Here is a 13,134-nt window from a genome sequence, read left to right as displayed (position 1 = left end):
CGCTCGGTGCCGGTCGAGAGGGGAAGGAAGGGCGGCTGTCTATGATGGTCGTCCATTGTCCGAGCAGTTTACCGGCCTCGTGCCCCGGCGCCAGGACCCGAGAGCCGAGAGTTCACCACGAGACGGGCAGCGCCTTGCCTTCTTCGTACCCCGCAGCCGACTGGATTCCGACGAGAGCCCTCTCGGCGAACTCCGGCAGCGTGCGCGCACCCGCGTAGGTGAACGACGACCGGACGCCCGACGTGATCATGTCGAGGAGGTCCTCCACTGACGGGCGCAGCGGATCGAGGTAGATGCGCGACGACGAGATGCCTTCGGCGAACAGGGTCTTGCGAGCCAGCTCGTAGGGGTCGAGCCTCTCGAAGCGCCCCTGGACGGCCTTGGTCGATGCCATCCCCCAGCTCTCCTTGAAGACCTTTCCCTCGGCGTCGGTCACGAGCTCGCCCGGCGCCTCGATGGTGCCGGCGAACCACGAGCCGATCATCACGCTGGAGGCGCCTGCTGCCAGGGCGAGCGCGACGTCGCGCGGATACCGCACGCCGCCGTCGGCCCAGACGTGGGCGCCCAGCGCCCGCGCGGCCTCGGCCGTCTCGAGCACGGCCGAGAACTGGGGCCGGCCGACCGCGGTCATCATGCGCGTTGTGCACATCGCACCCGGCCCGACGCCGACCTTGATGATCGAGGCACCGGCCGCGACCAGGTGCCGCACGGCCTCGGAGGTCACGACGTTGCCGGCCACGATGGGCAGGCCGAGGTCGAGCGCCGACACGGCCTTCAGAGCCGCGATCATCGCCTCCTGATGGCCGTGGGCGGTGTCGAGCACGAGCACGTCGACTCCGGCCGCGGCCAGGGCCCTGGCCTTCGTCGCGACGTCGCCGTTGACGCCGACGGCAGCCGCGACGCGGAGGCGCCCCGACGCGTCGAGCGCGGGCTTGTAGAGCGTCGAGCGGAGCGCGCTGCGGCGGCTGAGCGTGCCGATCACGTGCCCCTGGTGGAGCACCGGCGCGAAGTCGAGGTCGGCCGCCACCAGCAGGTCGAAGGCCGCGCGCGGCCCGTCGATGTCGTCGGCGTCGAGCGAGGTGAGCGAGCCGTGCAGCAGGTCGCCGAGGACGGCGTCGCTGGACGCCTTCGCGAGGCTGGAAGCCGCGATGCACCCGACGTAGCCGCCGTCGGCCTCATGCAGCACGATGCCCTGGCCATCGACCGACGGCAGCTTGCGCAGCGCGGCCTCGACCGTGTCGCCCGGCGCCATCGCGTACGGGGTGTCGAAGACGACGGGCTGCTCCTTGACCCAGCGGATGGCGGCGTCGAGATCCTGCAGGTGCATGTCCTGCGGCAGCACTCCCAGGCCGCCCCGGCGGGCCAGCGTCGCTGCCAGCCGAGGGCCGGTCACCGAGTTCATGTTGGCCGACACGATGGGGATCGTCTGACCCGTCCCGTCGCCGGTCTCGAGCGACACGTCGAGACGGCTGGTCACGCCGGATCGGCTCGGGACGAGGAACACGTCGGAGTACGTCAGGTCGTGCGTCGGAGTCGTCTCGTAGTACCTCATGACACTCAACCTATTCCCTGCACTTCCCTCCCACTCTCCCGAGGTCGAGCGATTAGTCTTGACAGGCACCGGTCGCAAGACCGTGACGGATCAACAATCAACGGAGAGTGGGCGATCGGCTGTGTCTAGCCACGTGACCGGAACGACCGACGAGGGTACTTCCGCAGGCAGTGCCGACGAGGTGTGGGGAGCCAACGAGTGGCTCGTGGACGAGCTCTACGAGCAGTGGGTGGCCGACAAGAACTCGGTCGACAAGTCGTGGTGGCCGGTCCTGGAGAGCTACAAGCAGGGCCAGGTCGCCCAGCCGAGCGCTCCCGAGGAGGCAGCGGCGGCCGCACCGGCGGCGGCCGCACCCGCTTCGTCGGCCGCACCCGCACCCGCATCGGCACCCGTGTCCGCGGCCGCACCGGCGCCGGCCACGGGAACCTCGCCGGTCGTCTCGGCCCGCACCACCTCGGTCGCCCCGCGTCAGAAGCCGGTTCCCGCCGACGCGCCCGCTCCGTCGTCCGCTAAGAAGCCGCAGGGCGAGGAGCCCGCCGCCGAACCCGAGAACGTGGTCCAGCCCCTCCGCGGCATGTCGAAGAGCCTCGCGACCAACATGGACGCCAGCCTCACCGTGCCGACCGCGACGAGCGTCCGCACGATCCCGGCGAAGCTGATGATCGACAACCGCATCGTCATCAACAACCACCTCAAGCGCGCCCGCGGCGGCAAGATCTCGTTCACCCACCTCATCGGCTGGGCGCTGGTGCAGGCGCTCAAGGAGTTCCCGAGCCAGAACGTCTTCTACGACGTCGTCGACGGCAAGCCGTCGGTCGTGACGCCGGCGCACATCAACCTCGGGCTCGCCATCGACATCCCGAAGCCCGACGGCACGCGCGCACTGCTGGTGCCGGGCATCAAGAAGGCCGAAACGCTCACGTTCGCCCAGTTCCTGAGCGCCTATGAAGACATCGTCAAGAAGGCGCGGGCCAACAAGCTCACGGCCGACGACTTCGCCGGCAACACGATCTCGCTGACCAATCCGGGCGGCATCGGCACCGTGCACAGCGTGCCCCGCCTGATGAAGGGCGCGGGCGCGATCATCGGCGCCGGCGCGCTCGAGTACCCCGCCGAGTTCCAGGGCTCGTCTCCGAAGACGCTCGTCGAGCTCGGCATCGGCAAGACCATCACCCTCACATCGACCTACGACCACCGCGTGATCCAGGGCGCCGGATCGGGCGAGTTCCTCAAGATCGTGCACGAAATGCTCATCGGCCAGCGGGACTTCTACGACGAGATCTTCCGCGCCCTGCGCATCCCCTACGCGCCGATCAAGTGGAACCCCGACATCAACGTCAACCTCGCCGAGCGCGTCGGCAAGACGGCGCGCGTGCAGGAGCTCATCAACAGCTTCCGCGTGCGCGGCCACCTGATGGCCGACATCGACCCGCTCGAGTACCGCCAGCGCACCCACCCCGACCTCGAGATCGAGAGCCACGGGCTCACCTTCTGGGACCTCGACCGCGAGTTCGTCACGGGCGGCTTCGGCGGTCGCGCGTCGATGCTGCTTCGCGACGTGCTCGGCGTCCTGCGCGACTCGTACTGCCGCACGATCGGCATCGAGTACATGCACATCCAGGACCCCGAGCAGCGCCGCTGGGTCCAGCAGCACGTCGAGGTGCCCTACACGAAGCCGACCCACGATGAGCAGATGCGCATCATGGGCAAGCTCAACGAGGCCGAGGCGTTCGAGACCTTCCTGCAGACGAAGTACGTCGGGCAGAAGCGCTTCAGCCTCGAGGGCGGCGAGTCGGCGATCTCGCTGCTCGACACCGTCATCCAGGAGGCGGCGTCGGCCGGCCTCCAGGAGGTCGCGATCGGGATGGCGCACCGCGGCCGCCTCAACGTCCTGACCAACATCGCCGGAAAGACCTACGGCCAGATCTTCCGAGAGTTCGAGGGCACGCAAGACCCCAGGACCGTGCAGGGCTCGGGCGACGTCAAGTACCACCTCGGCACCGAGGGCGAGTTCACGAGCGCGTCGGGCAAGACGATCCCCGTGTACATCGCCGCCAACCCGTCGCACCTGGAGGCCGGCGACGGCGTCCTCGAAGGCATCGTGCGGGCGAAGCAGGATCGCGGCGCCCCGCTCGCCTTCGCCGTGCTCCCGATCCTGGTCCACGGCGACGCGGCCATGGCCGGCCAGGGAATCGTCGTCGAGACGATGCAGATGTCGCAGCTGCGCGGCTACCGCGTCGGCGGCACGATCCACATCGTCATCAACAACCAGGTGGGCTTCACGACGTCGCCCTCCGAGGGGCGCTCGTCGATCTACTCGACCGACGTCGCCAAGACCATCCAGGCGCCGATCTTCCACGTGAACGGCGACGACCCCGAGGCCGTCGCCCGTGTCGCCGAGCTCGCGTTCGCCTACCGCCAGGAGTTCAAGCGCGACGTCGTGATCGACCTGATCTGCTACCGCCGCCGCGGGCACAACGAGGGCGACGACCCCTCGATGACCCAGCCGCTCATGTACAGCCTCATCGAGGCGAAGCGGTCCGTCCGAACCCTCTACACCGAGGCCCTCGTCGGTCGCGGCGACATCACGCAGGAGGAGTACGAGGGCGCGCACCGCGACTTCCAGGACCGCCTCGAGCGCGCGTTCGGCGAGACCCACGCCGCCCAGACCGGCTCCATCCCGGTCATCACCGACGGCAGCGCCGTGGCCGACCTCGAGCGCCCCAAGGCCCAGCAGGACGACACCGGCGTCACCGGCGAGTCGTTCGCGACGGCCATCCCCGACGACCTGGTGCGGGCCATCGGCGACGCGTTCGATAACCCTCCGGCCGGATTCACCGTGCACCCGAAGCTCACGCAGCTGCTGAAGAAGCGCGTCGAGATGACCCGCTCGGGCCAGATCGACTGGGCGTTCGGCGAGCTCCTCGCCCTGGGCTCCGTGCTGACCGAGGGAACGCCCGTCCGCATGGCCGGCCAGGACACCCGTCGCGGCACCTTCGTCCAGCGCCACGCCGTGCTGCACGACCGCGAGAACGACCAGGAGTGGATCCCGCTCCAGAACATCGCCGACAACCAGGCGAAGCTCTGGATCTACGACTCCCTGCTCTCGGAGTACGCCGCCATGGGATTCGAGTACGGCTACTCGGTCGAGCGCGCCGACGCCCTCGTGCTCTGGGAGGCGCAGTTCGGCGACTTCGCGAACGGCGCCCAGACGATCATCGACGAGTTCATCTCGAGCGCCGAGCAGAAGTGGGGGCAGCGCTCCAGCGTCGTGCTCCTGCTGCCGCACGGCTACGAGGGCCAGGGCCCCGACCACTCGTCGGCCCGCATCGAGCGGTACCTGCAGCTCTGCGCCGAGGACAACATGACGATCGCGCGCCCGTCGACGCCGGCGTCGCACTTCCACCTGCTGCGCCGCCAGGCCTACGCGCGCCCCCGCCGCCCCCTGGTCGTCTTCACCCCGAAGGCGATGCTGCGACTGCGCGGGGCGACCAGCGACGTCGAGGCGTTCACGAGCGGCCGGTTCGAACCCGTGCTCGACTGCACCCGCGTCGGCGACAGGTCGGCCACCAAGCGGGTCGTGCTGCATTCGGGCAAGGTGCACTACGACCTGCTCGCCGAGCTCGACAAGCGCGAGATCGGCGACGAGATCGCCCTGGTGCGCCTCGAGCAGCTCTACCCGCTCCCCCTCGATGAGATGCGCGGTGTGCTGGACGCCTATCCGAACGCCGAGCTCGTCTGGGCTCAGGAGGAGCCCGAGAACCAGGGCGCGTGGCCGTTCATCGCGCTGGAGCTCGCTCCGAAGCTCGGCCGTACGATCACGGTCGCGTCGCGCCCTGCGTCGGCGGCGCCGGCGACGGGCTCGCCCAAGCGCAGCGCCGCGGAGCTCGCCGATCTGGTGAGCCGCGCACTCACGCTGTAGTCGACGAAGACCACACCGCGGCGCAGACGGCAGGGAGCCTGACGAGCGGCAACGACGCGGGAGCGCGGCGGCGGTGCGACGGCTGCGGCCCCTGATATTCGAGGGGGCCGCCGCCGCCGAGCCGGCTAGCCGAGCTTGGTGTAGCGGGTGCCGCTCTCGTGGTACCCGCGCTTCTGGTAGAAGCGATGCGCGCTGTCGGTTGCCGCGGCTGAGACGGCGGAGAGCGCGAGGGCGCCGTGTCCGTGCGCCCACTCCTCGAAGTGGGTGAGGAGCTGCGACCCGAGCCCATCGCGGCGGACGTCGGTGCGGACCACGAGCAGCAGGAGCTGCGCGGTCGGCCGGTCGGCGTTGTAGGCCCACATGACATGGGCGCCGGCGACGGCGCTGACGCGACCGGCGGAGTCGCGGACCACCCAGGTCTCGTGGCCGGCCTCGGGGGTCAGCCGGGCCAGCCGGGACGACAGATCGTCTCGATCGAGCGAGTAGCCCAGGGTGCGGATGAGGTCGACCACGTCGTCAAGGTCGTCAGGGGTGGGTGCGCCCAGGGGCTCCACGGTGGCGGTCATGAAGCGAAGCTACAGGACACGCGCACGGTGTGACGAACGGTCGCTTCGCAACCCGCAGGAGCGTCAGTGCGCCTGGAGATCCCTGATCTTCGTCAGCACCTGCAGACGCAGGTCTTCGGGTGCCGTCTCGCGGCAGGCGCGCTGGACGGCCTCCGTCATGACGACGTTGACGTGGAACTCGCTCGAGCAGTCGGCGCAGCCGTCCATGTGCTCGCGGATGTCCTTCGCGTCGTCACGGGCCAGCTCGTTGTGCAGGTACTCTTCGAGCTCGGCCTTGGCTTTGTCGCAGCCGCAGTCGGTCATTTCTTCTTCCCCTTCGTGGATGATGCACGGGTCGTCTTTTCGGGCACGACGATGCCGCGGTCGCGGGCGTAGTCGCCCAGCAGATCGCGAAGCAATCGGCGCCCGCGGTGCAGTCGGCTCATCACGGTGCCGACCGGCGTCTTCATGATGTCGGCGATCTCCTGGTACGAGAATCCCTCGACGTCGGCCAGGTACACGGCCAGTCGGAAGTCCTCCGGCACCTTCTGGAGAGCCTCTTTCACGGCGCTGTCGGGCAGGTGGTCGATGGCCTCGGCCTCGGCCGAGCGCGACGTCGTGGTCAGAGTCGCCGAGGTGGCGCCGCCCATCTGCCAGTCCTCGAGCTCGTCGATGGTGCCCTGGTAGGGGTCGCGCTGCTTCTTGCGGTACGTGTTGATGAACGTGTTCGTCAGGATCCGGTACAGCCAGGCCTTCAGGTTGGTGCCCTGGGTGAACTGGCCGAACGCCGCGAACGCCTTGACGTAGGTCTCCTGGACCAGGTCGGCGGCATCGGCGGGATTGCGCGTCATGCGCATGCCGGCGGCGTACAGCTGGTCCATGAACGGCAGAGCCTGCTCCTCGAAGAGAGCCCGCGTCTCGTCGACGCTGCGCTCGGCAGGAGCGGTGGGGGTGGAATTCGCGGCTGCGCCGTCGGAGGTGCTCATCAGGGCCAATTCTAGGTCGACCATGACGGGGGCGTCAGCGAAAGTGGTCGTTGCCATGCCGCGACCTCCCGGGGTGCGTGTCGATGCTTGCATTACCCTTGACAACCGATGCAGGTATTCAGGTATTCCGGTCCCGAGTTCAACCCCTACGGCGATGGCGCACGCGAGTCCGAAGACGGCTCGACCGTCGACGAGGGGTTCTGGGTCGCGCCCACGGTCACCGGCCCGGTGCGGGCGACGCTCTCGCTCCCCGGCTCGAAGTCGCTGACCAACCGCGAGCTGGTGCTGTCGGCTCTCGCGTCCGAGCCGTCGCGGCTGCGCCTGCCGCTGCATTCGCGCGACACCTCCCTCATGGTCGAGGCCCTGCGCGCCCTGGGCACCTCGATCACCGAGGTCGAGAACGGCGAGCCGTTCGGCCCCGACCTCGAGATCGTCCCCGCCGCGTTCACCGGCGGCGTCTCCGTCGACTGCGGCCTCGCCGGCACCGTCATGCGCTTCCTGCCCCCTCTCTCGGGCCTCGCGACCGGCCCGGTCACGTTCGACGGCGACGAGGCGGCCCGGCGCCGCCCGATGCGCACGACGATCGACTCGCTCCGCGGCCTCGGCGTCGAGGTCGGCGACGAGGGCCGCGGCACCCTGCCCTTCGTGGTCCAGGGCACCGGCGAGGTCGCAGCCGCCACGGTCGCCATCGACGCCTCCTCCTCGAGCCAGTTCGTGTCCGGTCTCCTGCTCTCCGCCCCGCGGTTCGCCGACGGGCTGACCCTCCACCACACCGGGGAGACGCTCCCGAGCCTCCCCCACATCGAGATGACCATCGACGCCCTGGCCGAGCGCGGCGTGACCGTCGAGACTCCCGAGGTCGGCACGTGGGTCGTGCCCGCAGGGCCGATCGCCGGGCGCGACGTCACGATCGAGCCCGACCTGTCGAACGCGGCGCCCTTCCTCATCGCGGCACTCGTCGCCGGCGGCAGGGTCTCGATCCGCCACTGGCCGACCGAGACGACCCAGGTCGGCGCCGACCTCGAGACGCTGCTCCCGCTCTGGGGTGCCACCGTCACGCGCGACGGCGACGTGCTCACCGTCGACGGCGGCGACGGCCTCGTCGGCGGCAGCGCGCTCCCCGGCGTCGACATCGACCTCTCGCGCGGCGGCGAGCTGACCCCGGCGCTCGTCGCCCTCGCGGCACTCGCCTCCGGCCCCAGCACCCTCACCGGCATCGGCCACCTCCGCGGTCACGAGACCGACCGTCTCGCGGCCCTCGTCGCCGAGATCAACGGGCTCGGCGGCCGCGCGACCGAGCTGCCCGACGGCATCCACCTCGAGCCCGCACCGCTCCACGCCGGCAAGTGGAAGACGTACGGCGACCACCGCATGGCGCACGCCGCCGCGGTGATCGGCCTCGCCGTGCCCGACATCGAGCTCGACGACGTCCGCGTCGTGTCGAAGACGCTCCCCCAGTTCGTCGAGCTGTGGAACGACCTCCTGGGCCGCAGCGTGTCGGTGTCTCCGGCCTCCGATCTGCTGGGCTTCCTGTGATCCGTCGCGGCACGGCCGGAGCGGGTCTCCGATGAGCTGGTGGTCGGACGGCGACGAGGCCGACGACGAGGAGTACTCCGAGTACGACGAGTCGTCCGTGCGGGTGCGCCCCAACCCCAAGGCCAACCGGCCCCGCACCAAGCAGCGCCCCGCCTACGCCGAGGCCGAGGAGGGCGTCGTCTGGACGGTCGACCGAGGCCGCTACGGCGTGCTGATGGACGCCGGAACGCCCGAGGAGCGCGAGATCACGACGGCGCGCGCCCGAGAGCTCGGCAAGAAGTCGGTCGTGACCGGCGACCGCGTCGACGTCGTCGGCGACACGACCGGTGCCGAGGGCTCGCTGGCCCGCATTGTCCGCGTGCACGAGCGCACCACCCTCCTCCGCCGCAGCGCCGACGACACCGATGCCGTGGAGCGCGTGATCGTCGCCAACGCCGACCAGATGCTCATCGTGGTGGCGGCTGCTGATCCGGAACCACGGCCGCGCCTGGTCGACCGCTACCTCGTGGCGGCGTTCGACGCCGGAGTGCAGCCGATCCTCTGCATCACGAAGACCGACCTCGCCGACCCCGAGCCCTTTGCCGCCCACTTCTCCTGCCTCGACCTCCGCGTCGTGACGACCTCCTCCACGAAGTTCACCGAGCAGGAACTCGCCGAGCTGCGTTCGATCCTCGACGGCCACGTCACCGTGACCGTCGGTCACTCCGGCGTCGGCAAGTCGACCCTCGTCAACGCGCTCACCGGCTCGAACCGCGCCGTCGGCGTCGTGAACACGGTCACCGGCCGTGGCCGCCACACCTCGTCGTCCACCGTGTCGTTCAAGGTGCCGTCAGGCGGCTGGATCATCGACACGCCGGGCGTCCGGTCGTTCGGCCTCGGCCATGTGAACCCCGAGAACATCCTCCAGTCGTTCGCGTCGCACGCCGTCTTCCCCGACGGCTACCGGCCCCGCGACGGCATCCCCCTCGATCAGGCGCACGACTGGGAGATCGTCGACCGCGTGGCGGCGGGCGAGCTCGGCCAGGTCGGGCGCGAGCGCATGGAGTCGCTGCAGACGCTGCTCGGAAACCGGGGCTCGTCGGTCGGCTGACCCCCTGCCGATACGCTGGGGAGGTGACCGACTACGCAGCCGACCTCGACCTCGCCCTCCGGCTCGCCGACGCCGCCGACGCCATCAGCCTCGCCCGCTACCGGGCCGCCGACCTCGACGTGTTGCTCAAGGCCGACCACACGCACGTCACCGACGCCGACCGGGCCGTCGAGGCGACCCTCCGCGATCGACTCGCGAAGGAGCGCCCCGGCGATTCGTTCTACGGCGAGGAGGGCGGCACGACCGGCGAGAGCTCCCGCCAGTGGATCGTCGACCCGATCGACGGCACCGCCAACTTCCTGCGCGGGGTTCCCGTCTGGGCGACGCTGATCTCGCTCGTCGTCGACGGCACGCCGGTCGTCGGCGTCGTGAGCGCTCCCGCGCTCGGACGGCGCTGGTGGGCGTCCCAGGGTCGGGGCGCATTCAGCGACGCCGGGCCCGTGCGGGTCTCGGACGTGGCGACGCTCGACAAGGCGTCGCTCAGCTACAACGGCCTGCAGTACTGGATGAAGGCCGGCCGGGTCGAGCAGCTCCTCGTCCTCGCCGAGCAGGTCTGGCGCACGCGCGCGTACGGCGACTTCTGGTCGTACATGCTCGTCGCCGAAGGAGCCGTCGACATCTCGGGCGAGTTCGACCTGCAGCCGTACGACATGGCGGCGCTCTATCCGATCGTGACCGAGGCCGGCGGGCGGTTCGGCGGGATCGACGGCGGCGACGGCATCTGGCACGGAAGCGCGCTGGCGACCAACGGGCTGCTGCACGACGCCGCGGTGCGGGCCGTCGCGCCGTAGGCCCCGGCAGGCAGTTCCTGCGCCCTGCGCCTCTCAGGCTCTCGTCCCTCCTGGGGACTTTCTGGGAGACCCGCGCAGTACCCTCGACGCATGGATCGCACCGCGCGCCTCCGGGTGCTCCTCATCGAGGACGACCCGGCCCTCGGCCCGCTCATCGAGGAGGTGCTGGCCGAGGTCTACGACGTCGTGCGGCACGCAGACGGCCGTGCCGGGCTGATCGCCGGGCTCGACGGCGACTTCGACGCGATGGTCGTCGACCGCCGGCTGCCGTCGATCGAGGGCGCCGACATCGTCACGGCGCTGCGCCGCGGCCGTGTCACGACGCCCGTGCTGATGCTGACCGCCCTCGGCACCGTCGCCGACAGGGTCGACGGTCTCGACGCGGGCGCCGACGACTACCTGGTGAAGCCGTTCGAGTTCGACGAGCTGCTCGCGCGGCTGCGGGCGCTGACCCGGACGTTCGCGTCGTCCGGGCCCCGGCTGCCGGTCGGCGAGTGGGAGTTCCTGCCCGACGATCGCCTGCTCTCGTCGCCGTACGGCGACCGTGTCGTGCTGTCGGAGCGCGAGTCCGGGCTGCTGCGGGTTCTCGCGGCCGCACCCGATACGACGTTCTCGCGCGAGCACCTGCTGCGGGTCGTGTTCCCGTCCGGCGAGATGCCCGGCACCGTCGACACCTACGTGCACTACCTGCGCCGAAAGACCGAGCGCGACGTCGTGCTCACCGTACGCGGCCGCGGCTACCGCCTGGGCGCACTGTGACCGCGCAGGATCGATCCACCGGACGGGCGGCCTACTCGATCGGCTGGCAGATCATGCTGGCCAGCGCCGTCATCGTGATCGGGATCATCCTGGTCGCCATCGTCTACCTCACGCACCAGGCGCGGCCCAGCGAGCAGCTCGAGCAGTCGTCGTCGGCGACGCCCCACGTCTACGTCGATCTCACCGACACGGTGCAGGGCATCGCGCTGATCGGCGCCGGCGCCATCGTCTTCGCCGGACTCGTCAGCCTCGTCATCGCCCGGCGCGCCGTCAAGCCGCTCGGCGAGGCTCTGCGCCTGCAGCGGCAGTTCGTCGCCGACGCCGGGCACGAGCTCCGCACGCCGCTGGCCGTCCTCGACGCGCGGCTGCAGGTCGTGGAGCGGCGGCTCGGCGCAGGGACTCCGGTCAGCCCCGAAGCGCTGGCCGAGCTGAGGGCCGACTCCCGCTCGCTCATCGAGATCGTCGACGACCTGCTCTTGGCGGCCGGCGGCGAGGGCACGCCTCGATCCGGCCCGCCGATCGACGCCGCAGCGGTGGCCGCCGAGGCCGTGGACTCCCTCCGGATCCTGGCGGCCGAGCGCGATGTGACCCTCTCGCTGCACGCGTCGATGCCCCGGGCGCAGGAACTCCTGGCGGTCAGAATCCCGCCTACCAGCTTCCGCCGCTCCGTGGTCGCCCTCGTCGACAACGCCGTCGCGCACTCCCCCGCGGGCGGCACGGTCCGCGTCGCCCTCGCCCCCCGCGGAAAGCGTGTCGAGCTCACCGTCTCAGACGACGGGCCGGGCATCGTCGGCATCGACCCGTCGCGCGTGTTCGAGCGGTTCGCGCACTCGGGGCCGGTGGCTGCGGCGGCGGCGGATGGGCACGGGGTGGCGGCGCCGGGTGGCGCTGGCTCGGCTGCGCTGGGTGCTGGGGCGGCGGCGCCGGGCTCTGCAGCGGCGGCGCCGGTGCGCGCGAGCTTCGGCCTCGGGCTCGCCCTGGTGCGCGACATCGCTACCCGGTACGGCGGCTCCGTCGAGGTGGTCGACACCTCGAGCGCAGGGACGACGTTCCGGCTGCTGCTGCCGGCTGCGCCCACCTCCCCGGCGGGGCGCGAGACCGTCGAGTGACGCTCGCCACCACCGCGATCGCGGTCGCCGTGCTGACTGCGGTCACCGCCGCCGTCGTCTTCGGGCTCCGGCTCGAGAAGCCGTGGCTGCAGCCGTGGGCGATTCTGCGGGCGGTCGTTCAGCTCGGAGTCCTCAGCCTGATCCTGCACGGGATCATCGATGATGTTCGGCTCGTCGCCGCGTTCCTGACGGTGATGGTGATCGCGGCGGCCTGGACGGTGCAGAGCCGCCTGCGCCTTCTCCGGCGGCACGCCTGGTTCGTGCTGGCGAGCGTGGCCGTCGCGGCGGCGGTTCCCGTGACGCTCGTCTTCGCCGTCGGAGCCGTCGATGCCACGCCCCGCTACCTCCTGGCCGTCGGCGGGATCATCGTCGGCGGAGTCATGGGCGTGCTGACGCTGATGGGCCGCCTGCTCGCGTCGGGGCTCCTAGCGGCGCGCGACGAGGTGGAGGGCTGGCTCGCCCTCGGTGCCAGCCCGCGCCAGGCGGCAGCGCACGTGACCCGGACGGCCGCGTCGTCGGCCATCATCCCGGCGACGGACCAGACGCGCACCACCGGGCTGGTGACGCTCCCCGGGGCGTTCGTCGGCGCCGTGTTCGGCGGGGCGTCGCCGCTCGCCGCCGCGCAGTTCCAGGTCGTCGTGCTCGCCGCGCTCCTGGCGGCCGGCGCCCTCGCCGTCGCCCTCATGACCTGGCGGTTCGGTGCGCCCCGCCGGCTGCCCGTCGAGCCCGCGCCGCTCGCGTGACCCGTGCGGCCGACCCGCCCCGGCGGATCGGCCCCGCCCCGCCGGATCGGCCCCACCCTACCGGATCGGCTCCGCCCTACCGGATCGGCTCCGCCCCGCCC

At 71.0% G+C, this 13,134-nt stretch carries 11 protein-coding genes; 7 read left to right on the top strand and 4 right to left on the bottom strand.

The features are described from left to right. Nucleotides 1-112: 112 nt before the first annotated feature. Nucleotides 113-1,552 carry a GMP reductase gene (guaB1, locus tag AC07TY_RS01510; protein WP_494784128.1) on the bottom strand — a complete coding sequence of 480 codons (1,440 nt, stop codon included), beginning with the start codon at nt 1,550-1,552 and terminating at the stop codon, nt 113-115. A 121-nt stretch (nt 1,553-1,673) separates the two neighbouring features. Between guaB1 and AC07TY_RS01505 the strand changes: the two genes are divergently transcribed. Next, on the top strand, nt 1,674-5,474 hold the full coding sequence (locus AC07TY_RS01505; RefSeq protein ID WP_494784127.1) for a multifunctional oxoglutarate decarboxylase/oxoglutarate dehydrogenase thiamine pyrophosphate-binding subunit/dihydrolipoyllysine-residue succinyltransferase subunit: 3,801 nt from the start codon (nt 1,674-1,676) through the stop codon (nt 5,472-5,474). A gap of 125 nt (nt 5,475-5,599) precedes the next feature. Here AC07TY_RS01505 and AC07TY_RS01500 read toward each other — a convergent pair whose 3' ends face one another. From AC07TY_RS01500 to AC07TY_RS01490, 3 genes are all read right to left on the bottom strand, one after another. After that, a complete protein-coding gene (locus tag AC07TY_RS01500) occupies nt 5,600-6,040 on the bottom strand; it encodes a GNAT family N-acetyltransferase (protein ID WP_123504896.1) in 441 nt (146 codons plus the stop codon). Between the two features lie 63 nt (nt 6,041-6,103). After that, complete coding sequence (locus AC07TY_RS01495; RefSeq protein WP_123504897.1) at nt 6,104-6,343, bottom strand: zf-HC2 domain-containing protein; 240 nt, start codon at nt 6,341-6,343, stop codon at nt 6,104-6,106. Beyond that, nucleotides 6,340-7,062: a sigma-70 family RNA polymerase sigma factor gene (locus tag AC07TY_RS01490; protein ID WP_123504898.1), complete on the bottom strand. Its 723-nt coding sequence runs from the start codon at nt 7,060-7,062 to the stop codon at nt 6,340-6,342. Before AC07TY_RS01490 ends, AC07TY_RS01495 begins: the two co-directional genes overlap by 4 nt. Before the next feature lie 51 nt (nt 7,063-7,113). On the opposite strand from AC07TY_RS01490, the gene aroA reads away from it, so the two are divergent. The 6 genes from aroA (at nt 7,114) to AC07TY_RS01460 (ending at nt 13,033) form a co-directional block, all read left to right on the top strand. Beyond that, nucleotides 7,114-8,541 carry a 3-phosphoshikimate 1-carboxyvinyltransferase gene (gene aroA / locus AC07TY_RS01485; protein ID WP_494784126.1) on the top strand — a complete coding sequence of 476 codons (1,428 nt, stop codon included), beginning with the start codon at nt 7,114-7,116 and terminating at the stop codon, nt 8,539-8,541. Between the two features lie 31 nt (nt 8,542-8,572). Beyond that, nucleotides 8,573-9,631, top strand: coding sequence for a ribosome small subunit-dependent GTPase A (rsgA, locus tag AC07TY_RS01480; protein ID WP_123504900.1), 1,059 nt, complete (start codon nt 8,573-8,575; stop codon nt 9,629-9,631). Nucleotides 9,632-9,654: 23 nt separating this feature from the next. Continuing rightward, the gene (locus tag AC07TY_RS01475; RefSeq protein WP_494784125.1) at nt 9,655-10,422 is read left to right on the top strand and encodes an inositol monophosphatase family protein; all 768 of its coding nucleotides are present in this window, start codon (nt 9,655-9,657) and stop codon (nt 10,420-10,422) included. 90 nt (nt 10,423-10,512) lie between these two features. After that, nucleotides 10,513-11,181 (top strand): response regulator transcription factor, encoded by a 669-nt coding sequence (locus tag AC07TY_RS01470; RefSeq protein WP_494784124.1) that lies wholly within the window; start codon nt 10,513-10,515, stop codon nt 11,179-11,181. Continuing rightward, nucleotides 11,178-12,290, top strand: a complete 1,113-nt coding sequence (locus AC07TY_RS01465) for a sensor histidine kinase (RefSeq protein ID WP_494784123.1) — start codon at nt 11,178-11,180, stop codon at nt 12,288-12,290. Before AC07TY_RS01470 ends, AC07TY_RS01465 begins: the two co-directional genes overlap by 4 nt. Next, entirely contained in the window at nt 12,287-13,033 is a 747-nt protein-coding gene (locus AC07TY_RS01460; RefSeq protein ID WP_494784122.1) for an ABC transporter permease, read from the top strand. The genes AC07TY_RS01465 and AC07TY_RS01460 overlap by 4 nt, the downstream gene beginning before the upstream one ends. The last annotated feature ends 101 nt before the right edge of the window (nt 13,034-13,134 follow it).

The organism is Frondihabitans sp. GW821-FHT04F02 (assembly GCF_059420045.1).
Note: the sequence above shows the minus strand (reverse complement) of the source record. Positions and strands in the feature narration are given on the sequence as shown.